The organism is Catellatospora coxensis (genome assembly GCF_016862635.1).
Classification (GTDB): domain Bacteria; phylum Actinomycetota; class Actinomycetes; order Mycobacteriales; family Micromonosporaceae; genus Catellatospora; species Catellatospora coxensis.
In genome coordinates this window covers 65,456-87,334 of sequence record NZ_BONI01000018.1, presented here as the reverse complement: position 1 = coordinate 87,334, position 21,879 = coordinate 65,456, and the positions used below count along the sequence as shown (strand labels likewise).

Sequence of the window (21,879 nt, the reverse complement as noted above, 5' to 3'; positions counted from 1 at the left end):
AAGGAGAGATTGTGAGATCTAGAGGACTTCGGGCGCTCGCCGTCACGGCGGCGGCCCTGCTGGTGACCGCTGTCGCCGCGTGCGGCGGCGACGACCCGGAGGCTCCCGGCGCGTCGGGCACCGCCGGTGTCGACGACGGTGCGCAGCTCACGCTGTGGACCCGTGCGGCCACCGAGTCGGTGTCCAAGGCGTACGCCGACGCGTACAACGCCACGCACAAGAACAAGGTGACCGTCACCTCGTACCCGAACGAGGAGTACCCGGCGAAGCTGGCCAGCGCGGCCGGCGCGAAGGCGCTGCCCGACCTGTTCGGCGCGGACGTGGTGTTCGCGGCGCAGTACGCCTCGCAGGGTCTGTGGACCGACCTGACCGAGCGCCTGGCGGCCAGCGGCCTGAAGGACAAGGTGTCGCCCGGACACCTGAACGCCGGCACCTGGGAGGGCAAGAACTTCGCCGTGCCGCACACCGTCGACATGTCGGTGATGTTGTACAACAAGGACCTCTACACCAAGGCCGGCCTGGACCCGGAGAAGGGCCCGACGTCGCTGAAGGAGTTCGCCGAGCACGCCCGCAAGATCGACAAGCTGGGCGGCGACGTGAACGGCACCTACTTCGGCGGCAACTGCGGCGGCTGCGTCGAGTTCACCTTCTGGCCCTCGGTCTGGGGAGCCGGCGGCGACGTGCTCGACGCCAAGGGCGAGAACGCCAAGGTCGACTCCAAGGAGATGGCCGACGTGTTCGCGCTCTACCGGGCGCTGTACGACGAGGGCGTGGCGGCTCCGGCGTCCAAGGACGAGGCCGGTCCGACCTGGCTCGGCGCGCTGCAGAGTGGCAAGATCGGCATCGCCCCCGGGCCGTCGGTGTGGCTGGGCCTCATCGAGGAGAAGGGCGTGAAGATGGGCGTCGCTCCGATCAGCGGGCCCGACGGCGGCGACTCCACCTTCATCGGCGGTGACGCGATGGGCGTCGGCGCCACCAGCACCAAGGCCGCCCAGGCCTGGGACTTCCTGCTCTGGACCATGTCCGACGAGGCCCAGGTCGAGGTCATCGCCAAGAACAAGGGCGTGCCGATCCGCACCGACCTGGCGTCGAACAAGTACTCCTCGGCCGACCCGCGCATCGTGCTCATCAACAGCCTGGTCGCCAAGGGCAAGACGCCGTACGCGAAGAACTTCAACGCCTCCTTCAACGACCCGCAAAGCCCCTGGCTGCAGACGGTCCGCGGGGCGCTGTTCGGTGACGCCGCCAAGTCCCTGGCCGACGGCAACACCGCGATCACCAAGTCACTCCAGCAAGGCTGACCCGACCCGGCCCGGCCGCCGACCCCCCACTCGGCGGCCGGGCCACCCTCGACCACCGACCCGGAGACGCGATGTCCACGCTCACCCCGCCCCGCAGCGGCACGGCACGGCCGCTGCCCGCCCCGGAGGCGCCCCGGCCGCCGCGGCGGTTCCGGCGCGGCGCCGCCCGCAGCCGCGCCCTGCTCGGGGCGCTCTACGCGACCCCCACCGCGGTCATGGTCGGCCTGTTCTTCCTCGTGCCGCTGCTGCTGGTCGGCTGGATGTCGCTGCACAAGTGGCCGCTGCTCGGCGCGCCGACGATGAACGTGCCCGACAACTACACCCGCATCGCCGACAACGAGCTGGTCGCCTCGGCGGTCTGGTTCACCGTCAAGTACACGGTGCTGATGACGGTGCTGCTGTTCGTGGTCGCGTTCGGGCTGGCCCTGCTGGTGCAGCAGCGCCGGCGCGGGGTCGGCTTCCTGCGTACGGCGTTCCTGCTGCCCATGGCCGTCGGCTTCGCCAGCGCCTCGCTGCTGTTCCTGGGCCTGCTGTCGGACGAGATCGGCCCGATCAGCGACCTGCTCCGCAAGATCGGCCTGATCGACGGCTACGTCTCCTGGACCAGCGGCAGCTCGGAGTCCGCGCTGGGTTCGGCGATGGTGCTGGTGCTGTGGCGCTTCGCCGGGTTCAACATGCTGATCCTGCTCACCGGCCTGCAGGCGATCCCGCTGGAGGTGTACGAGGCGGCCCGCATCGACGGCGCGAGCCGCTGGCAGACCTTCCGCCGGGTCACCATCCCGCTGATGCGCCCGACCATCGCCCTGGTGCTCACCATGATGATCACCGGTTCGCTGCTGGCGTTCGACCAGTTCTGGATCCTCACCCGCGGCGGCCCGGACAACAGCACCACGTCGCTGGTCATGGTGATCTACCGGGAGGCGTTCATCCGCCTCGACCTCGGCTCCGCCGCCGGCATCTCGGTCGCGCTGCTGGCCGTGCTCGTCGTCTTCAACGTCATCCAGCTCGGCGTGCTGCGCCGGCGCTCCTAGGAGAGGCATCCATGACCAGGTCATCCTTGACGAGCCGGTGGGGCTATTACGTCACCGGCACGGCGCTGGCGATCCTGTTCCTGTCGCCCCTGCTGTGGAGCGGCTGGGCGTCGCTGCGCACCGGCACCGGCTTCGGGCTGGAGAACTACGACCGCCTGTTCACCTCGGACAACGGCATCCGGGTGCACCACATCGTCAACAGCATCACGGTCAGCGCGCTGACCGTGGCCGGCACGCTGCTGGTCGCCACCCTCGGCGGGTACGCCTTCGGCCGGTTCCGCTTCCCCGGCCGGGACCTGCTGTTCCTGCTCACCCTGGCGATCCTGATGGTGCCGTACGCGACCATCCTCATCGCGCTCTACGTCCTGCTCGGCTGGATCGGCCTGGAGGACAGCCTGATCGGCCTGAGCCTGGTGCTGATCATGTTCCAGCTACCGTTCTCCATCTTCATGATGCGCAACTCGTTCGAGGCCGTGCCCCGCGAGCTGGAGGAGTCGGCCCAGGTCGACGGCTGCAACAGCGTCTCCACGCTGATCCGGATCATGCTGCCCGCGGTGAAGCCGGGCCTGATCACCGTCGGCCTGTTCGCGTTCCTGACCTCGTGGAGCGAGTTCTTCGCCCCGCTGATCCTGCTGAACTCGACCGACCGGTTCACGACCACCCTGGCCGTGGTCAACATGCGCACCGCCAGCCACGGCTCCATCGACTACGCAGCGCTGGAGGCCGGGGTGGTCTTCATGGCCGTGCCCTGCCTCCTGCTGTTCGCCTTCATGCAGCGCAGCTACGTCCGGGGGTTCACCTCGGGTGCGCTGAAGGGCTGAGCAGCCCGACAGCCCCCGGCCGTGCCCGCCCCGCCTACCCGGCGGGCGCGGCCGGGTCACCAGACCTCTCACCGCCGAACACTCACCGCGTTCCCCCCAACCGTCCCCCAAGTGGAGGTGAACAACATGCCACTGCTTTCGCGCCACCGGCGCAGAAGCCTGGCACTCGGCCTGTCCGCAGTACTGGCCGCCGGAGTGGTCGCCGTACAGGCGAGCAACCCGGCGATGGCGGCGCAGACCATCGGCTTCCCCACGTTCAGCGGCCCGAGCATCCCCACCCCGCCGGTGGCCTACACCAGCGGCAACATGATGCAGGCCATCTACAACGCGGAGTCGGGCGGCACCGACTTCTGGATGGACCGGCTGCTGGCCCGTCCCGGCAACGACCCGGCCGGCACCTGGCTGATGACCCGCGGGCGTGCGCTGTACATGAAGACGCACACCCCGGGCACGCTCGGCTTCGCCGGCCAGGCCGCCTACTGGGAGAGCATCAACAACGGCAACGCGTTCACCGTCGCGGTGACGCCGGGCACCTGGACCGAGCAGGTCAACTCCCGCTGGCAGGCGCCAAGCCACTGGAAGAGCGTGCACACCAGCGGCTCGCTGACCATCAACCAGACGAAGTTCATCACCGACAACAACGTCGCCGTGGCGAACTTCTCCATCACCAACAACGGCACCAGCTCCAGCACGCTGCAGCTGCGGGCCACCTCGCCGTTCGCCACCTCGGGCAGCGGCAGCGAGCTGACCGGCCAGGTCAACGCGTACAACAACCTGACCACGCTGTACCCGAGACTGTCCGGTGACGGCTTCAGCGTGTCCAGCGGCGGGCTCAACCGCTCGGTGACCGTGGCCGCGGGCGCGACCGTGACCGCCAAGGTCGTCATGGGCTTCGTCACCAACGAGATCCCGGCGTCGCTGACGGAGTACAACGCGTACGCGGGCTACAGCAACGCGACCGCGTTCGCGACCCACGTGCGGGCGTACAACCTGTGGTGGGCGCAGAACCTGCCCTACATCGACGTCGCCGAGCCGGCGATCAAGAAGAACATCTACTACCGCTGGTGGCTGATGCGCTTCAACAACCTCGACGCCGACATCCCGGGGCAGACGTTCCAGTTCCCGACGTCGACCGAGGGTGTGCTGGGCTACAACAACGCCATCGTGCTGACCCAGCCGATGCACATCGACGACCTGAAGTACCTGCGCAACCCGATCTACGCGTTCGGCAACGTGCTGTCGACCGGGCAGGTCTCCAAGGGCGGGCGCTTCCTGGACAACCCGGGCGACCCGGAGAACTGGTCCAACAGCTACACGCAGTACATCGGCGAGGCGGCGTGGAAGGCCTACCAGATCTACGGCGGCCAGCCGGCGATCGCGGGCAACATCGCCAAGTACTCCGAGGGTGACGTCAAGGGCCAGCTGGCCTTCTACGACACCAACAACAACGGGCTCATCGAGTACGACTGGGGCGCGCTGACCGGTAACGACGCCGACGCGGTGTCGTTCCACTACCGCTCGGGCCGGATGGACCGGGCCGAGTCGGCCTACCAGTACTCGGGCGCGCTCGCGGCGGCGCAGGCGTACGACGCGATCGGCAACACCACCAAGGCCGCCGAGATGCGCACGCTGGCCACCCGGATCCAGAACGCGATCACCAGCGTGCTGTGGAACTCCAGCCGGCAGCTGTTCGAGCACCGGTACCCGGACGGGACCTTCAACCCGTGGAAGGAGATCAACAACTACTACCCGTTCGCGGTCGGCGCCATCCCGAACACCGCCACCTACCGTGAGGCGCTGCGGCTGTACGACAGCCCGCAGCAGTACCCCATCTTCCCGTTCTACACGGCCAACCAGGTGGACAAGGCGGCCGCGGCCGCGCAGGGCCAGCCCGGCTCGAACAACTTCTCCACCATCAACTCCACGGTGCAGTTCCGGCTCTACTCCTCGGTGCTGCGCAACTACCCGAACTCGTGGATGACCGCGCAGGACTACAAGAAGCTGCTGTACTGGAACGCCTGGGCGCAGTACCCCAACGGCAACACCCAGTACCCGGACGCCAACGAGTTCTGGGCCGACTGGAACGGCAGCTCGATCACGTACCGGTCCTGGATCCACCACAACATCCTCGGGTCCAGCAACTGGACCGTGATCGAGGACGTGGCCGGCCTGCGGCCGCGCAACGACAACAAGGTGGAGCTGTCGCCGATCAACATCGGCTGGACCCACTTCGCGATCAACAACCTGCGCTACCGCAACGCCGACCTGTCGATCGTCTGGGACGACCCGGCCGACGGCGTGGTCCGCTACACCGGCATCCCGCAGGGCTACTCCATCTTCATCAACGGCAACCGCGTCGCCACCGTCAACAGCCTGGTCCCGTTCACCTGGGACCCGGCCACGGGCGCGGTCACCACCAGCGGCACCGTCGCCTTCAACACCGCGGTCTCGGGCCTGCAGGCCCCGACCCAGGTGGTGCACTCCGAGGCCCGGATGACCGACATCATGGCCAAGGCCGGTGTCGACCTGACCGCCAACCTCACCAACCTGGCGGCCATGGGCACGGCCAGCGCGTCCTTCACCGGCTCGGGCACCAACCTGGCCGGGGCCCGGGACGGCTTCCCGATCAACGAGCCCTACTGGGGCGCGGGCGGCTCGTCCAACAGCCAGGACTGGTACGAGGTCAACTTCGGTTCGCCGCAGACCTTCAACGAGGTCCGGCTGTACTTCAAGGACAGCCGGCCGGCGTCCAGCACCTACCGGGCTCCGTCGGCGTACGACATCCAGTACTACAACGGCAGCGCCTGGGTGAACGTGTCCAGCCAGGTCAAGAGCCCGTCCGCACCGCGTGCCAACTACAACGTGGCCACCTTCACGGCGGTCAACGCGCAGCGGGTACGCGTGCTGGCGACCAACGCCTCCGGGGCGAAGACCGGTCTCACCGAGATCAAGATCTTCAACCGGGGCGGTGTCCAGCCGCCGGACCCGCCGGTGTCGACCAACCTCGCCCTGTCGGGCAGCGCGGTCTGCTCCTACACCTCCTCGTGGGAGAGCTGCGCGGCGATCAACAACGGTGACGAGCCGACCAGCTCCAACTACGGCGGCACCAACCAGGGCAACCGCTGGGGCACCTGGCCCGAGACGGGCACCCAGACCGCCGAGATCCAGTGGTCCTCCGCCCAGTCGGTGAAGCAGGCCCAGGTCTACTTCTTCGACGACGAGCAGGGCATCGACATGCCGTCGTCCTGGAAACTCCAGTACTGGAACGGCAGCGCGTATGTGGACGTGCCGGGCGCGAGCTCGTACACGCTCACCAAGAACGGCTACAACACGGTCAACTTCACCGCGGTCAGCACCACGAGACTCCGCGTCTCCCTCACCGCCACCGGCACGGCCTCCCTCGGCCTCCTCGAGGTAAAGGCCTTCGCCTAGGGCAAGGAAGGGCACCTTCTACAACGCTCCGCGTTGTAGAAGGTGCCCTTCTCATCATCCGGGCTGTGTTTCAGCTGGTCGGGCTGGGTGCCGGGGTCGGGGCGGGCGTGGTCGGCAGATCGAGGCCGGCATAGACCTGGTTGAGGACCGTCGGCACCAGGGCGTTCGCCGTGGGGCGGCTGTCCGGGTCGACCGTCAGGTTCGTCCAGATCACCATCGTCACGTCGTTGGCCAGGTCATGGGCCATGAACGAGTTGAAGCCCGGCATCTCGCCGCCGTGGAAGTGCAGGCCGACGTTCGGCGCGACCTGCTGGTACACGATGCCGTACCCGTACTGCTGCCCGTCGGGCCCCGCGTCCGGGTTCTGGGCCTGGAGGCTGTCCAGCCACCGCTGCTGCATACCGGCGTCGAAGACCCTGCCGGTGACCAGTGACTTGATCCAGGTGGCGAGGTTCTCGGCCGTGGAGATCGCCCCTCCCGCGGCGGTCGCGTACGACGGGTTCTGGTTCGTGTAGTCGATCGGCGCGAGCGTGCCGTCCCGCATGGCGGCCTGCATGTCCGCCGGGTACGGCTCGTCGGTCATCGCGTGGGACGAGCCGCCGTAGAGGTAACCGCGCGAGCCGGGGTCCGGGATGGCGGCGTCCTCGGGCGCGGGCAGCGAGGTCTGGTCCAGCCCCAGCGGGCCGTACAGCCGCTGCTGGAACTGCCCGCCCAGCGGGCCGCCGCCGACCTTCTCCGCGACCAGCCCGAGCAGGGTGTAGTTGGTGTTGCAGTATTCGTACTCCGCGCCCGGCGCGAAGTTCGGCGGGTGCCGGAACGCGATGGCCAGCGTCTCCTGCGGCGTCCACACCTTCGCCAGGTCCGCGTCCAGCATCGCCGAGAACTCCGGCGCGTCCGTGTAGTTGTACAGCCCGCTGCGCATCTTCAGCAGCTGCTCGATGGTGATGTCGTCACCGTCGGGCACGTCCGGGACGTACCTCGAGATCGGGTCGCTGAGCTTGAGTCTGCCCTCCTGGGCCAGCAGCAGCACCGTCGCCGCGGTCATGGTCTTTGTGTTCGAGCCGATCCGGAAGTGCGTGCCCGTGGCAGGCGGCGTCTGAGCGCCCCGCTGCAGGGTGCCCGACAGCACCGTGGTGGCGCCCTGCGGCGTGCATACCAGCACCACGGCCCCGGGGACCAGCATCTGCTTGGCGGCGGTGTCGACGGCGGCCTGCAGGGACGCCTGGTCGAGCTGCTTCAGCACGGATCCCCCCGGTGACGGTGCGGCTCCCGCGACCGGCGGGGCACAGGCCTGCGTGCCGGGGGCGACGGCCGACGGGCCGGCCGACCGGGCCGCATCGGGCGACACGGCCGCCACGGACCAGCTCACGACCAGCGCCGCCGCGCACGCCAGGCGCGCGCCCGGGGCCGGTGACCACGGCCTGCCGCTGCGACCGACCGCCCGAGTACGCCTCAACATCGCCATCACGGCTCTCGTCGTGGACTCCGTGCCGGAAACGCCCGTTGCGCCTGACCGTCGACGGCACCCGAACCCGTCCATCGTAATTCCGGACGTCGGTTCGTTTTGCCTGGTCATGACATTCGTGACCCGCACCCGGCCCGAAAACCCTGTCGAGCCTGCCGCCGGCCGGTGGGACCATGACCCGATGCAGATCGACTTCGATGCGCGCGGGCGCGTGGTCGCACCGCGAAATCTCATGATCAGCGAGTTCGGGTACGAGGTGAACAGCTGCAGCCCGCAGCAGCTGGAGAAGCCGCTGTTCCTGTGGCAGGGCGAGTCGATGTGGACCGACGAGTACGGCGTGGTCGTCGAGCGCCTCGACGGCGGGATCACCCATCACCCGCTCGTCGGCTGGCCCCGGCGGGTGACGGGTCGGCGTCCCCGCGCCGTACGACCGGCGTCCGAGGCTCAGTAGTCCGGGCGGTGGCCCGCGGCCTGCCGTTTGTGCTCGTGGCACAGCGCGGCGGTCGGCTGGCCGCAGTTGCCGCACCAGGTGAGGGGCACCTCGTCGGCGGGCGGGGCGGCCCTGCGGCGCCGGCGCGCCGACCACAGGCCGGCGAGAACGCCGAGGGCCAGGCCCGCGATCGCTCCGGCAAGCGTGTCCAGCGCCGACATGATCCGGCCTCCGTTCGCGGTCGTGGTGCCGGGACGGATGGGGTGCGAACCATGGGCGTCCCGGCACCGGCTTCGTGCCGGTGCGCGCCCCGCGGGCAGCTACTCCGGCCCTTACCTCGACGGTATTGAGGTTCACCGTTGTGGGTGGCACCATTTGGCACCACGGGCTCTAATCTGGAGTCAGCGGCCCCTCGCCTACCTCGTAGGACACGCGATGAAGTCACCCGAACGCCCGTCCCCCGAACCGATCGGCGACAAGATCAGGCGGCTGCGCGAGATCCGCGGCTACTCCGTACGGCACGCGGCCGCGCTGGCCGGGATCTCGCACACCCAGTGGGGGCGGATCGAGAAAGGGCAGCGCAGCGCCGACAACCGGTTCCAGCTCGCGGACATCGCGCAGGCGCTCAAGGTCTCGCTCTCGGATCTGACCGGCGCGGCCGGGCTGGTGGCGGGGGACTACGCGCACACCCGCACCGCCGTGGCACAGACCATGCAGGCCGTCATCGAGGCCGATCTCGAGGATCCGCCGCTGGCCGAGCCGGTGCCGCTCGACCTGCTCATCCAGCGGCTCGAACTGGCGCAGAGCCTGCGCTTCAAGTGCGACTACACCGGGGCCTCGTCCGTCCTGCCCGAGCTGCTCAAGGGCCTGCACGCCGCGTCGTTCGGGCCGGACCGGCCGGGCGCGCTGCGCGGCCTGGTGCTGGCGCAGGAGACGGCGTCGTTCGTGGTGCGATACCTCGGCGACCCGGCCGGGGCGGTCATGATCGCCGACCGGAGCCGCCAGGCCGCGACCGCGCTCGGCGATCCCGTGATCATGGGCCTGTCCGCGTGGACGCAGGCGCACGCCGCCGCCGGCTGCGGCCTCTACCCGCGCGCCCAGCGCATCGCCGACCGGGCCGTGGCCGACCTGGAGCAGGCCGCCGGGCTGCCGGACGCGCGGGAGATGCTCGGCCAGCTGCTGATGGTCGCCGCGTTCACCCGGTATGCGCAGGGCGACGTCGGCGGGTCCGTCAGTGCCGTCGCCGAGGCCGAGCGGCTCGCCGAGCTGACCGGGCAGAGCGCGGCGCTGGGCCTGAACTTCGGGCCGACGAACATCAGGTTCTGGCAGGTCAACATGGACGCCGACGGCGCCGACCCGGGCCGCGCCGTGGAGATCGCTCGGAACGTGAACCCGAACGACGTGCCGGTCGTGTCCCGGCAGGCCGGATTCCACATCGACGTGGCCCGCGCACTGGCCAACATCGGGCAGGACCAGGCCGCCATCCGCCAGTTCCTGATCGCCGAACGCATCGCGCCGCAGCGGGTGCGCATGTCGCCGATCGTGCAGGAGACCGCGCGCGGCATGCTGGAGCGGGCCCGCCGCGGCACCGGCTGGGTGGAGCTGCGGGGCTTCTGCGAGCGGGTCGGCGTCGGCCTGTGACAACCCCGAAGATCACCATCGTGTACGCGAGCGAGCAGCCGCCCGCCGGCTGGTCGGCGTCGGTGTTCGTCGCGGGCCCGATGCCCCGCGATCCCGACCTGCCGTCCTGGCGGCCGGAGGCCCTGCGGCTGATCGAGCGGCAGTGGTCGGCCGACGGTCCGCTGGTGGTGTTCGTGCCGGAGCCGCGCGACCGCCACGACCCGCCGGCCGGCTACGTGCACCAGCTCTGGGAGGACCGGTGGATGTCGGTAGTCGACGCGATCCTGTTCTGGGTCCCGCGCGAGATGCCCGGCACGCCCGGCCTGACCACCAACGTCGAGTTCGGCCGGTACGAGGGCAGCGGCCGGGTGGCGCTGGGCATGCCACCGCACGCGCACAGCGTCCGCTACCTGCGGCACTTCGCCGACCAGCACGAGGCCCCGGTGGCGGACACGCTGCCGCAGACCGTCGCCGCCACGCTCGGGCTGGTGGGGCGCGGGGCGTGGCGGGAGGCGGGCACCCGGGACGTGCCGCTGCTGGTGTGGCGTACGCCCGCGTTCCAGACCTGGTGGAGTGCCCTGTCGCCGCGCGGTGAGCGGCTGCTCGGGGCGCGCGTGCGGTGGACCTCGGGTTCCGGCGCGGCCTCCTGGGTGCTCGACGCGACGGTCGCGGCTCCCGCCGGCAGCGTCGAGTCGCGACGCGTGATGTGCCTGAACGGCGCCGACGTGGTGACGGCAGTGCTGGCGAACACCTCGCAGGAGGTGGAACCTGGCGGGGCCACCCGGGCGATGTTGCACGAGGCGGGTTACCTCGTCACGAGCGAGGGTGTGCAGCGGATGCGGGAGCGGGTGCAGGCCCTGGAGGCGCGGCAGGACGACACGTGCCGAAATGACTATCTGCCGGACAGAGAGTGAGCGGACCGTTACCGTTTGGGCATAATGTCCCACTTTGGCGGTTGCTGTTCTCTGTGAGGCGCACCATGCACGTAACCCGGCTTCGTCCCCTGCTGCTCACCTGCGTCCTGCTGGCCGGCGGGTGCACCGCGGCCTTCAACGCCGACTCGCGAGCCACGTCCCGCACGGTCATGCCGAGCGAGCTGACCACCGTCGTGGCGGGCGCGACCGGCGCGGAACTCGCGGTCCATGCCAGCCGATCACTGTTCGGCAAGGCCCCGGCGGTCGTGCTGGTCGGCGAGCAGGACGCGCCGAGCCTGGCGCAGGCCGACTCCGTCGCGGTCGAGCTCGGGGTGCCGGTGCTGCTCACCGCCGCGGCCGACACCACGGCGGCGGCGGTGCGGGAGGAACTGGGCCGGCTCGCGCCCGAGACCCTGATCCCGATCGGCGACGCGGCCACCGGCTGGGCCAAGGACAACGCGGCCAAGGGTCAGGAGGTCAAGCCGTACCAGGGCGGTGGCCTGCCCCGGCTGGGCGCGGTGGCCCCGCTCGACCAGCTCGTGGTGCTGACCCTCGACCGGGCCGACGCCGCGGCCGCGACGGCCACCGCCAAGGCGAGCCGGGCCCAGGTGCTGGTGCTCAAGGACCCCGACCCGCGCGCCGACGACGAGGTCATCAAGGCGCTCACCGGTCGGCCGACCGCCCGCGTGATGGCGCTGGGCAGCGCGTTCGGGTCCGCCGAGCGGCTGCGCAACCGGATCGCCACGGCCGCCACCGGCACGCTGCTGCCCGGCGGACGCCAGGTCGTGTTCCCGAACCGCCGCCTGATCGCCCTCTACGGCCACCCCGGTGACTCCGGCCTCGGCTCGCTCGGCGAGCAGGGCGTCGAGGCCGCCGTCAAGCGCGCCCGCAAGGTCGCCGACCAGTACGCCGCCATCGACAAGGGCCTGGTCGTACCCGCCTTCGAGATCATCACCACGGTCGCGTCCAGCGACCCCGGCCCCGATGGCGACTTCTCCAACGAGTCCACGGTCGAGCACCTGCGCCCCTGGGTGGAGGCGGCCCGTGCCGCCGGCATCTACGTGCTGCTCGACCTGCAGCCTGGCCGGACCGACTTCCTCACCCAGGCCAAGCGGTACGAGGAACTGCTGGTGCAGCCGCACGTCGGCCTCGCCCTCGACCCCGAGTGGCGGCTCGCCCCGCACCAGCGGCACATGGTGCAGATCGGCTCGGTCGGCGCCGGCGAGATCAACAAGACGGCGTCCTGGCTCGCCGAGCTGACCCGCAGCCGGCAGCTCCCGCAGAAGATCCTGATGCTGCACCAGTTCCGCACCGACATGATCACCGGCCGGACGGGCATCGACACCGGCCTCGACGAGCTGGCCGTGGTGATCCACGCCGACGGCTTCGGTTCGGCCAGCGAGAAGATGGCGACCTGGGACAACGTACGCGCCGAGGCGCCGAAGCAGGTCTGGTGGGGCTGGAAGAACTTCTACGACGAGGACAAGCCGACGTTCTCGCCGAAGGAGACCATCGCGGTCGAGCCGTCCCCGGTCTTCGTCTCGTACCAGTAGGGACGGTCAGTTCCAGTTGGTCGCGGTGCAGGTCGTGATCCGGCAGTCCTCGCAGAGGTACAGGGTGCGCCAGCCGTGCCCGTACTCGCGGAGGTAGTTCTGCACCGTGACCACATGGAACATCAGGCGGTCGCACGAGCGGCAGTGCGGGTTCGGGTAGAGGCCTATCGCGGGCCCGCCCGCCGTGCCGAAGACACCCGGCGTCGACAGGATGTGCCAGTTGGCATAGACCAGGTCGGCGTCGTACGGCCGGAGCAGGACCGTGCCGAGGCCGCCCCCGCCGTCGTTGTCGACGGCATCGTCCTCGCCGCCCGCCTCGTCGGACGTGAGGACCTCGTCGTGCCAGCGGCCGTCGTCACCGACAGCCGCGGACAGCGTCCAGCCCATGGAGCCGCACGGACTCGCCAGATGAACCCGTTCGGTCGGCCAGCGCGGCATCCCGGGGATCTCGGCGATGCGCAGGGACAGGTAGTGCCAGGCCACCGCGGTCGCATCCGGATCGCGGACGACCTGCGCGAGCGGCAGCCCGACCGGATGGTCCGCGGTGAGCAGTTCCACAGGGCCGGACGCCGGGCGTCGGTGGACGGCCCGCCGGTGCGGGGAGAATCGGCGCTGAGCGGGACCGGTCGGCGGAGTCCAGACGCCACAGTCCTCGAACTCCTGCGGGTCCGCGCCGCCGCGGACGAGCTCGGCGATCGCGGCGTGCGCCGCGTCGGTGCCGATCGCGGCCAGCGCCCACGCCTCCCGGTACGACCAGCGTTCCCGCAGCCGCCGCACCAGGTGCTCGACGCAGGCGTCGGGTGCCCCGTCGAGCAGGACGCACATGTCGTCGAAGCCGACCTCGAACCCGTCGAACAGCCGGGTGACGACCTCTTCCTGGTGCGGGCGGAACAGCTGCGGGCACACGCCCGCCACGTACGCGAGTTCCTCGCCCAGGCCCTCGCGCAGGCGGCCGTCGGCGGCCGCGGGGCCGAGCAGCTCGACCAGGGCGGCGACGTCGGCGGCCGTGCCGGCGGGGAACGAAGCGCCGCCACGGCTGGTCTCGATCGGCATCCGCGGACTGTATCCGACGGCCCTGACGCCATCCGGCCGCCGCCTCGTTCACATGGTGGCGGCCGGCCGGAGGAAGGGCCGGTCGCGTGCAGCGACGCGGGTACCCGGTCCGGCCGCGCGGAGCACCACGTCCAGGACACGGTCGGGGTCGGCGGCGTAGCTCGTGCTGAACCAGGCCATGTTCGCCTCGACCACCGCCCAGTGCTCCTCGCCGCGGTCGGCGTCAGCGGCCAGGCCGACGTCCACGACGACGGCGCTGGGCAGGCCGTCGGCACAGGCGTCGAGCAGGCCCGACGCGAAGCCGAGCACGGCCTCGCGATGCCGGCAGGCGTCGAGCGGGGCCGGGTCGAGCCGGCCGCCGACCGCGTACCGGCTGGCGGTGTGCACCACGCCGTCGAGGACGAACAGCCGGTACTCGGCCAGGAACGTCACGATGTCGCTGACCAGCACCGGGGTGTCGGCGGGCAGGCGCTCGTCGCCGGGCAGGCGGGAGCCGTCGGCGTACACCGCCGCCGGTAGGTGCTTCTCCCGCGGCGGCTTGACGAACATCGGCGTACGCGACCAGCGCGCCTCGCCGAGGGTGGTCAGCGTGATGTCGCGCCGGGTGTATGCGTAGGGCAGCCGGGTCAGCCAGTCGTCATCCGGTTCGAGCAGGCCAAGGCCGAGGTCGGCCGCGACCGCGCCGGCGAGGACGGGCCCGCCGTACAGGTGCCCGCGCCCGCCTGCGGTGTGGCGCAGCCGGTCCGGCACCACCGGTCCGGGCAGCTGCTCGACGGCCAGGCCACGCCGCCGGGCCGCCGCGGCGAGCAGCTCGGCGGTGCTGTCGGGGCGTGGGGGCAGCACCAGGAAGTCGGTGGTGGTCATGACCGACGATTATGGCGACTCGCCGGGCAGCCGTCGTCCCGTTATCCGCCGGTCCGCGCGGCCCGTCAGCCTTGGCCGCCGAAGACGAACCCGAAAAGGCGCAGCACGTCCTCGGTGCTCGGCGACCGGCCGGTGTCTGTCGTGATCGAGACCGTCAGCTGCCGTGACGCGTCCGGCGCGTGGAACGAGAAGGTGTCGAAGCCGAAGAAGCCGCCGTGCTTGCCCCAGACGGTCGGGCCGCCCGGCAGGTGGACCCGGACGAGACCGAGGCCGCTGTCCGTTCCGGGCGTCACCCACCGTGTCGGTGTGAGCATCTGCTCCAGCTCGGCGGGGCCGAGCAGCTCGCCGCGCAGCAGGGCGGCGAAGAACCGGTTGACGTCGTGCGCCGTCGAGACGATGCCGCCGGAGGCCCACGCGGTGGAGCGGTCGAAGACGCTGACGTCGACCGGCCCGTCCGGGCCGGGCAGGTAGCCGTGCGCGTGCGGCCGGGGCAGGCCCGGGTCGTCGTCGCGGACGACCGTGCCGGCCAGCCGCAGCGGCTTCAGGATGCGGCGCTCGACGTGTTCGGCGTACGTGCCGCCGCCGGCCCGCTCGACGACCATGCCCGCCAGCACGTAGCCGGTGTTGTCGTACGCGACGGCGGAGCCCGGTGGGAACCGCGCGCCGCGCTGCTCGGCGAGGGCGACCGTGTCCTCGGGCCGGACCCGCAGACTCCGCCGCGACAGGACCACCTCGACGTCCAGCCTGCCGTCCACGGCCCAGGCGTCCGTGTAGTTGTACAGCCCCGCCGTGTGCATGAGCAGCTGCCGGACGGTGATCGCCGCGCCGTCGGCGAGCATGCCGGGCAGCCACCGCTCGACGGTGTCGTCGAGGCGCAACCGGCCGTCTCCCACCAGCTGGAGCACCGCGGTGGCCGTGAACGTCTTCGTGACGCTGCCGATCCGGAAGTGGCCGGACGGGTCGACCGGTGCGCCGGTTCCCCGATCGCGAACACCGCTTGCCATCGCGTACGAGCCGGTGCCGGTGCGCACCTCGGCGAGCGCGCCCACCGCTCCTTCAGCCACCAGCGCGTCCAGGGCGTCCTGCAGCATTGCCTGGGAGATCCACATGGGAGGACCCTACGGCGCTGATCGCTAGGTGGTCGGCCCGGCGGGTGCCGTGGGCGTCGACAGCCGCCACGCCTGCCGGAGGACCGTCCCGACCACGGCGACCATGACCAGGCCGTTCACGGCGTGCAGTCCGAAGACCAGGGGACCGGCCGTGTCGCCCAGCGCTCGGGCGAGCTTCGCGATCACCACCTGCACCGCGGTCAGCCCGGCGACCGAGGCGGCCAGGCCGATGAGCCGTCCCGGCAGCCGGCCCAGCGCGGCGGCGGCCGCCATCACCAGCGGCAGCAGGAAGATCACATAGCCCAGCACGTGGTGGGGCCGGTAGGCCGCGCCGTCGGGGCCGGCCGCGCCGCTCGCGGCGAAGTAGAACTCCGCCACGACGACCAGCAGGAGCAGGGCCGCCAGTGCGGCGAAAGCCTTTCGCATGGGATCTCTCCTCGAACTCGGTCGCATCGCGACGCGGCCCGGCTGCCGGGCCTCTCGCGGATGCTGGATGCCGTCTCACCGACCCGACGACGCAGCCCCGGCAGATGTGAGGTGACGTGTCGGACCTCACCATCGGATGCGCTGCGGGCGGCGTACCGGCCAGAGTGGATGTGATCAAGGGAGGCGGCGGGACATGGGCGATCAGCCGGAGCCGGCAGGCGGCGGGACCGACGCGGGCCTGGACGCGGTCATGGCCGAGCGGCGTCAGCTGATCAACCTGGCGTACCGGCTGCTCGGCTCGCTGGCCGAAGCCGAGGACGCGGTGCAGGAGACGTACGCCCGCTGGTATGCCCTGCCCGCCGAGCAGCGGCAGGCCGTCGAGTCGCCCGGGGCGTGGCTGACCAGGGTCGCCGGCCGCGTCTGCCTGGACGTGCTCGGTTCGGCGCGGGCCCGGCGGGAACGTTACGTCGGCGAGTGGATCCCCGAGCCGCTGCCCGGCCGCGGCGAGTGGGCCGACGGTCGCTCGGCCGGCGGCGACCCGGCCGACCGGGTCACCCTCGACGAGTCGGTCAGCATGGCCTTCCTCGTCGTGCTCGAAGCGATGACCCCGGCGGAGCGGGTCGCGTTCATCCTGCACGACGTGTTCTGCCACTCCTTCGCCGAAGTCGCCGAGATCGTCGGCCGCACCCCAGCCGCCTGCCGCAAGCTGGCGTCCTCCGCCCGCGCCCGGGTCCGCGCGGCGCGGGCCGCGGCGGCTCCGGCCACCGAGCACGCCGCCCTGGTCCGAGAGTTCAAGCGGGCCTGGGAGACCAAGGACATCCAGGCCCTGATCGTCCTGCTCGACCCCGCCGTCACGGCGATCGCCGACGGCGGCGGCCGGGTCAGCACGGTGGTGCGGCCGGTCGAGGGGGCCGAGCAGGTCGCCCGCTACGCGGTCGAGATCGCGGGCTGGATCCCCGGCCTGACGATCCTGGAGCGTACGGTCAACGGCCTGCCCGGCCTGGTGGCCCAGAGTGACGGCGTCACGGTGACCGTGATGGCCTTCCACGTCGCCGGCGGCCGGATCACGCGGATCTGGGGAGTGCGCAACCCCGACAAGCTCCGCTCGTGGACGGCGACACCGCCTCCATGACGCCGTGCATCATGGTGCGGTGACTGACACGGGGGAGTCCTGGGGCGAGGCGGCCGGCTGGTATCCGGACATCGTCGCGGTGGGCGACACGTGCCGCGCGTGGCAGGCCGAGTTCGACCGGCAGGGCCTGGCGCTGCGAGCGGAGCCGCGCGAGGGTGGAGACCCGCATCGCACCGCGACCGTCTCAGCTGGTGAGTCGCGTGCGGACCTGTTGCTGAGCCCGTGGCAGCGGAGGTTCTGGCTGATGCTGCGCAGCGGCCGGAACGTCCTGCTGTCGGGGCACGCCGCGGATCTCGCGGAGGCGGCGGGCGCGGCGCGGCTGTGGCTGGCCGGGACCCGGCCCGGCGAGGTCGCGGCGGCGTGGCCGTTCCTGGGTTCCGTGGCCCTCGCCGAGGCCCGGGAACGGGACGACCGTCGCGAGGCGACCTGGCTCTCGCTGTACGAGAACCACCGTGGCGATCCGATCGGCGTGCGGCTGCGCGCCTTCGTCGCGCTGGCGTTCCACGAGCCGCGGCTGCGCGTCCTGCGGCCGTACACCAGTCATTGGACTCTGCGTTTCAGCCGGACGGAGAAGTGGCCCTACTGCCGGGACCTGCCCGCGGTCGATCCGGTGGCGACCCCCGACCGGTACGTGGTGCTCACCGCCGACGGCCGGGTCCACGCGGAGACCGACGCGGCCGGGGCGCTGCGGCTCGTGCTCGCCGAGGTGCCGGAATGACGGCGGCCACCGCTGTCCACCCTGCTCACCCGGTCGAGCAGCCCGCGGATGTCACCCCCGGCGGGTAACATCCCGACGGTCTGACCTGCTCGCTGTCTCACCTGGCCGTACGGGCGGGCGAGATCCCCACTCCGGGCCTGACCGAAGGAGCTGACGTGATGACCGGTCCCGCCGAGGAACACCGCCGCACCGCAGAGGTCTTCACCGCGCGGGTGCGCGGAGTCGCCCCCGGCGACTGGGACCGTCCGGCACCGTGCCCGGGCTGGGTCGCCCGTGACGTCGTGGGTCACCTGGTCGAGTGGTTCCCGGGCTTCCTGCGGGCGGGCGCGGGGGTCGAGCTGCCGCAGGGCCCGCCGGTCGCGCAGGACCCGGTCGCCGCCTGGACGGTCCACAGCGACGGCGTGCAGGCCCTGCTCGACGACCCCGCCACGGCGGACAAGGTCCTCGCCAATCCGAACATCGGCACGATGCCCCTGGACCAGGCGGTCGCCATGTTCTACACCACCGACGTCTTCCTGCACACCTGGGACCTGGCCCGCGCCACCGGGCAGGACGAGCGCCTGGACGCCGAGCGGTGCGCCGTGCTGCTGGAGGGGATGCTGCCGATGGACGCGGCGCTGCGCTCCAGCGGGCACTACGGCCCGAAAATCGAGGTCCCCGACGACGCCGACCCGCAGACCCGCCTGCTCGCCTTCATCGGCCGCACCCCCTGACCCCGGTCCGCCCGGCGTTCCCGACGTTCTTCGAACGGGTGTACTAAGATGTCGGTGTGACCAGCTCGGCGACGATCCTGCACGCGGATCTCGACTCGTTCTACGCCTCGGTGGAGCAGCGGGACGAGCCGCGGTTGCGGGGCCGTGCCGTGATCGTCGGCGCGGGTGTGGTGTTGGCCGCCAGTTACGAGGCCAAGGCGTACGGCGTGCGCACCGCGATGAGTGTGCGGGCCGCCCTCGCCCGGTGCCCCAAGGCGATCGTGGTCCCACCCCGCATGGCCGCGTACACCGAGGCCAGCCGGGCGGTGTTCGAGGTCTTCGACGACACCACCCCCATCGTCGAGCCGCTCTCCATCGACGAGGCGTTCCTCGACGTCGCCGGGCTGCACCGGATCGCCGGCACCCCCGTGGCGATCGCGGCCCGGCTGCGCCGCGACGTGCTCGACCGGGTCGGCCTGCCGATCACCGTGGGCGTGGCCCGCACCAAGTTCCTGGCCAAGGTCGCCAGCCGGGTCGCGAAGCCGGACGGGCTGCTCGCCGTCGAACCCGCCGACGAGCTGGCCTTCCTGCACCGGCTGCCGGTCGAGGTGCTGTGGGGCGTCGGCGCGGTGACCTCCGAGAAGCTGCACCGGCGCGGCATCCGCACCGTCGGGCAGGTCGCCCGGCTCGGCGAGGCCGCGCTGGTGTCGATGCTCGGCCAGGGCGCGGGCCGTCACCTGCACGCCCTGGCCCACAACCGCGACCCGCGACCGGTCGTCACCGGCCGCCGCCGCGCGTCGATGGGCGCCCAGCGCGCGCTGGGCCGCGGCCCGCACAGCGTCGAGTTTCTGGAGGCCGCGCTCGCCGGGCTGGTCGAGCGGGTCACCCGCCGCATGCGCGGCGCGCAACGTCCCGGCCGCACCGTGGTGCTGCGGCTGCGCTTCGCCGATTACACGCGGGCGACCCGGTCGTCGACCATGCCCAAGGCGACGTCGCAGACCCAGGCGGTGCTGGACACCGCCCGGGCCCTGCTCGCGACCGCGTCGCCGCTGGTGGCCGAGCGCGGCCTGACGCTGATCGGCGTGTCGGTGGGCAACCTGGACCGCACCGGCGACGTCCAGCCGGAGCTGCCCTTCGACGACCTGCCGCGAGACGCGCTGGACGCCGCCGTCGACGCGGTGCGCCGCCGGTTCGGCACGACCTCCCTGCAGCGCGGCACGCTGCTGGGCGCCGACACCGGCCTGGTCATGCCGATGCTGCCCGACTGAGCCGACCTACACGACGGCGGTTTCGCCCAGCGGGACGCGGGTGTAGCCGATGCCCTCCTCGCCGCCCAGCCAGGCGTCGAACTGCCGCAGCCCGAGCTCGTTGAGCACGCCGTCGTGGATCGGGAACGCGCGGCGCGGCCGCACCGCGCGGGCGAACCGGATCGCGTCGCCGATCTTCAGCCATGGCCCGGCCGCCGGGATGAGCAGCGTCTCGACCGGCTCGGACGGCACGAACAGCGAGTCCCCGGGGTGGTAGACGCCGTCGACGACGAAGCCGACGTTGGCGCAGCCGGGCAGGCCGTCGATGATCTCGGCGTGCTCGCCGCCGACGGCTCGTACGGTGAACCCGGCCGCGGTGAAGACCTCGCCGGGGGAGACCGCGTGCACGCCCTCTCCCAGCTCCGCCGCCAGCTGGGGATGGGTGTGCACGGTCAGCTCCGGGTTACGCTCGCGGGCCGCCCGGAGCAGGTCGAGGTCGACGTGGTCGGCGTGCTCGTGCGTGACGAGCACCGCCGCCACGCCGTCGAACGACACCGGCGCCGAGTAGACGCCCGGGTCGATGACCAGCGCCCGGTCGCCGTCGTCGAGGCGTACGCAGGCGTGGCCGTACTTGGTCAGGCGCATCGTCAGAACCCCCGTTCCTTCAGCGAGCGCAGTACGCAGAACTCGTTGCCCTCCGGGTCGGCGAGCACCGCCCAGCCGGTGCCGTCGGCGTTGCGGTGGTCGGCGAACATCGTCGCGCCGAGCCCGAGCACCCGCTCGACCTCGACGTCGCGGGGCGTGTCGGACTGCAGGCAGAGGTGCAGGCGGTTCTTGACCGCCTTGGGCTCGGGGACGCGCTGGAAGTAGACGGTCTGGCCCGACGGCAGGTCGAACGCGGCCTCGTCGCCGTCGTCGAACCCGACCTCGCCGTCGAAGACCCGCGCCCACCACCGGGCGAGGGTGCCGGGGTCGGCGGCGTCGAACGTGACGTTGCGGATAATCGTCGTCATCCGCCAACTCTGTTGTGCGAAGTCGGCGCCGTCAAACCGGTTCGGTCGCGGCCGCGTACGTGCGGGCCAGTTCTTCGACGGTGGCGGCCACGCGCCGGCGCAGCGACACCGGTTCCAGCACCTCGACCTGCGCGCCCAGGCGCAGGAACTGCATCTCGGCGTGGCGGTCGGTCTCGATCGGCACGCGGGCCAGGATCCAGCCGTCGGGTTGGCGCTCACCGGCCGCGGCGGCGTCGGCGACGGCCCGGCCCATCAGGTGCGGCAGCAGCTCCACCGCCGCGGGGGACAGGCGCACCAGCGCCTCGCCCCGCACCAGGCGGGCCCGGAAGTCGGTGACGTGCTCGTGCCAGTGCGCCACCAGGTCGAACCCGTCCGGCCAGGCGAACTCCTCGGGCAGCACGGTCAGCTCGCGGATCTGGCTGACCCGGAAGGTGCGCAGGCCCCGCGCGGCGCGGGCCACCAGATACCACTTGCCCGCCTTCAGGACCAGGCCGTACGGCTCCAGCCGGTGCTCGGCGGGGCCGGTCCAGTTCTCGTAGTGGACGGTCAGGACGCGCTGGTGCCATACCGCGTCGGCGAGCGCGGCGAGGTGTTCGGAGCTGTCGCCGTCGGAGTACCAGCCGGGGGTGTCGAGGTGGAAGCGCTGCCGCATGCGGGCGGTGCGCTCGCGCAGCGCGTCGGGGAGCGCGGCGGCGAGCTTGAGCTGCGCGGCGGCGACCGCCTCGGCCAGGCCCAGGTCCGCGGCGACCCCGGGCAGCTCGGCGAACACGAGGCCGCGGGCTTCGGCGGGGGTGAGCCCGGTCAGCTGGGTGCGGTAGCCGTCGACCAGACCGTAGCCGGTCGCGTCGCCGTAGACGGGGATGCCGGCCGTGCCCAGCGCCTGCATGTCGCGGTAGATGGTGCGGGCCGACACCTCCAGCTCGGCGGCGAGCTGGTGTGCGGTCTGCCGGCCGCGGCTCTGCAGCAGCAGGACGATGGAGAGCAGCCGGTCGGCGCGCATGCCCGGAATTCTGCCGCCGGGCACTGACAGAACATGTCAGGGGTACGCGCATAGCGTC

21 protein-coding genes are annotated in these 21,879 nt (G+C 71.6%); 12 read left to right on the top strand and 9 right to left on the bottom strand.

The features are described from left to right. The first annotated feature begins 11 nt into the window (after window positions 1–11). The 4 genes from Cco03nite_RS13155 (at window position 12) to Cco03nite_RS13140 (ending at window position 6,585) form a co-directional block, all read left to right on the top strand. Window positions 12–1,301, top strand: coding sequence for an ABC transporter substrate-binding protein (locus tag Cco03nite_RS13155; RefSeq protein ID WP_239167341.1), 1,290 nt, complete (start codon window positions 12–14; stop codon window positions 1,299–1,301). A 71-nt stretch (window positions 1,302–1,372) separates the two neighbouring features. Beyond that, window positions 1,373–2,332, top strand: coding sequence for a carbohydrate ABC transporter permease (locus Cco03nite_RS13150; protein WP_203692326.1), 960 nt, complete (start codon window positions 1,373–1,375; stop codon window positions 2,330–2,332). 11 nt (window positions 2,333–2,343) lie between these two features. After that, entirely contained in the window at window positions 2,344–3,153 is an 810-nt protein-coding gene (locus tag Cco03nite_RS13145; protein WP_203692325.1) for a carbohydrate ABC transporter permease, read from the top strand. Window positions 3,154–3,279: 126 nt separating this feature from the next. Then, window positions 3,280–6,585 carry a discoidin domain-containing protein gene (locus tag Cco03nite_RS13140; protein ID WP_239167340.1) on the top strand — a complete coding sequence of 1,102 codons (3,306 nt, stop codon included), beginning with the start codon at window positions 3,280–3,282 and terminating at the stop codon, window positions 6,583–6,585. A gap of 70 nt (window positions 6,586–6,655) precedes the next feature. Here the strand turns inward: Cco03nite_RS13140 and Cco03nite_RS13135 are convergent, their stop codons facing one another. Continuing rightward, a complete protein-coding gene (locus Cco03nite_RS13135) occupies window positions 6,656–7,954 on the bottom strand; it encodes a serine hydrolase domain-containing protein (RefSeq protein ID WP_203692324.1) in 1,299 nt (432 codons plus the stop codon). Window positions 7,955–8,231: 277 nt separating this feature from the next. On the opposite strand from Cco03nite_RS13135, the gene Cco03nite_RS13130 reads away from it, so the two are divergent. Beyond that, on the top strand, window positions 8,232–8,501 hold the full coding sequence (locus tag Cco03nite_RS13130) for a hypothetical protein (protein WP_203692323.1): 270 nt from the start codon (window positions 8,232–8,234) through the stop codon (window positions 8,499–8,501). On the opposite strand, the gene Cco03nite_RS13125 is transcribed toward Cco03nite_RS13130, so the two are convergent. Further along, on the bottom strand, window positions 8,495–8,701 hold the full coding sequence (locus Cco03nite_RS13125) for a hypothetical protein (protein ID WP_203692322.1): 207 nt from the start codon (window positions 8,699–8,701) through the stop codon (window positions 8,495–8,497). The genes Cco03nite_RS13130 and Cco03nite_RS13125 overlap by 7 nt on opposite strands. 214 nt (window positions 8,702–8,915) lie before the next feature. Here Cco03nite_RS13125 and Cco03nite_RS13120 point away from each other — a divergent pair, with 214 nt between their 5' ends. The 3 genes from Cco03nite_RS13120 (at window position 8,916) to Cco03nite_RS13110 (ending at window position 12,567) form a co-directional block, all read left to right on the top strand. Beyond that, window positions 8,916–10,121 (top strand): helix-turn-helix domain-containing protein, encoded by a 1,206-nt coding sequence (locus Cco03nite_RS13120; protein ID WP_203692321.1) that lies wholly within the window; start codon window positions 8,916–8,918, stop codon window positions 10,119–10,121. Beyond that, complete coding sequence (locus tag Cco03nite_RS13115) at window positions 10,118–11,014, top strand: TIR domain-containing protein (RefSeq protein WP_203692320.1); 897 nt, start codon at window positions 10,118–10,120, stop codon at window positions 11,012–11,014. Before Cco03nite_RS13120 ends, Cco03nite_RS13115 begins: the two co-directional genes overlap by 4 nt. 65 nt (window positions 11,015–11,079) lie before the next feature. After that, complete coding sequence (locus tag Cco03nite_RS13110) at window positions 11,080–12,567, top strand: apurinic/apyrimidinic endonuclease family protein (protein WP_203692319.1); 1,488 nt, start codon at window positions 11,080–11,082, stop codon at window positions 12,565–12,567. Window positions 12,568–12,573: 6 nt separating this feature from the next. Here the strand turns inward: Cco03nite_RS13110 and Cco03nite_RS13105 are convergent, their stop codons facing one another. The 4 genes from Cco03nite_RS13105 to Cco03nite_RS13090 form a co-directional block, all read right to left on the bottom strand. Further along, complete coding sequence (locus Cco03nite_RS13105; RefSeq protein ID WP_203692318.1) at window positions 12,574–13,620, bottom strand: hypothetical protein; 1,047 nt, start codon at window positions 13,618–13,620, stop codon at window positions 12,574–12,576. Between the two features lie 48 nt (window positions 13,621–13,668). Continuing rightward, the gene (locus Cco03nite_RS13100) at window positions 13,669–14,484 is read right to left on the bottom strand and encodes an ATP-grasp domain-containing protein (protein WP_203692317.1); all 816 of its coding nucleotides are present in this window, start codon (window positions 14,482–14,484) and stop codon (window positions 13,669–13,671) included. 65 nt (window positions 14,485–14,549) lie between these two features. Next, window positions 14,550–15,593 (bottom strand): serine hydrolase domain-containing protein, encoded by a 1,044-nt coding sequence (locus Cco03nite_RS13095; protein ID WP_203692316.1) that lies wholly within the window; start codon window positions 15,591–15,593, stop codon window positions 14,550–14,552. Between the two features lie 24 nt (window positions 15,594–15,617). Continuing rightward, a complete protein-coding gene (locus Cco03nite_RS13090) occupies window positions 15,618–16,019 on the bottom strand; it encodes a DUF6220 domain-containing protein (RefSeq protein WP_203692315.1) in 402 nt (133 codons plus the stop codon). A gap of 193 nt (window positions 16,020–16,212) precedes the next feature. On the opposite strand from Cco03nite_RS13090, the gene sigJ reads away from it, so the two are divergent. The 4 genes from sigJ (at window position 16,213) to dinB (ending at window position 19,829) form a co-directional block, all read left to right on the top strand. Beyond that, a complete protein-coding gene (sigJ, locus tag Cco03nite_RS13085) occupies window positions 16,213–17,151 on the top strand; it encodes an RNA polymerase sigma factor SigJ (RefSeq protein WP_239167339.1) in 939 nt (312 codons plus the stop codon). A 19-nt stretch (window positions 17,152–17,170) separates the two neighbouring features. Next, a complete protein-coding gene (locus tag Cco03nite_RS13080) occupies window positions 17,171–17,869 on the top strand; it encodes a DUF6193 family natural product biosynthesis protein (protein ID WP_203692314.1) in 699 nt (232 codons plus the stop codon). A gap of 158 nt (window positions 17,870–18,027) precedes the next feature. After that, complete coding sequence (locus tag Cco03nite_RS13075) at window positions 18,028–18,582, top strand: TIGR03086 family metal-binding protein (protein WP_203692371.1); 555 nt, start codon at window positions 18,028–18,030, stop codon at window positions 18,580–18,582. 56 nt (window positions 18,583–18,638) lie between these two features. Beyond that, window positions 18,639–19,829: a DNA polymerase IV gene (gene dinB / locus Cco03nite_RS13070; RefSeq protein ID WP_203692313.1), complete on the top strand. Its 1,191-nt coding sequence runs from the start codon at window positions 18,639–18,641 to the stop codon at window positions 19,827–19,829. A 6-nt stretch (window positions 19,830–19,835) separates the two neighbouring features. Here dinB and Cco03nite_RS13065 read toward each other — a convergent pair whose 3' ends face one another. From Cco03nite_RS13065 to Cco03nite_RS13055, 3 genes are read right to left on the bottom strand one after another with little or no spacing between them, the layout of a single operon-like run. Beyond that, window positions 19,836–20,453 (bottom strand): MBL fold metallo-hydrolase, encoded by a 618-nt coding sequence (locus tag Cco03nite_RS13065; RefSeq protein WP_203692312.1) that lies wholly within the window; start codon window positions 20,451–20,453, stop codon window positions 19,836–19,838. A gap of 2 nt (window positions 20,454–20,455) precedes the next feature. Continuing rightward, a complete protein-coding gene (locus tag Cco03nite_RS13060; RefSeq protein ID WP_203692311.1) occupies window positions 20,456–20,821 on the bottom strand; it encodes a VOC family protein in 366 nt (121 codons plus the stop codon). A 31-nt stretch (window positions 20,822–20,852) separates the two neighbouring features. Further along, window positions 20,853–21,821, bottom strand: coding sequence for a helix-turn-helix transcriptional regulator (locus Cco03nite_RS13055; protein WP_203692310.1), 969 nt, complete (start codon window positions 21,819–21,821; stop codon window positions 20,853–20,855). Window positions 21,822–21,879 lie beyond the last annotated feature (58 nt).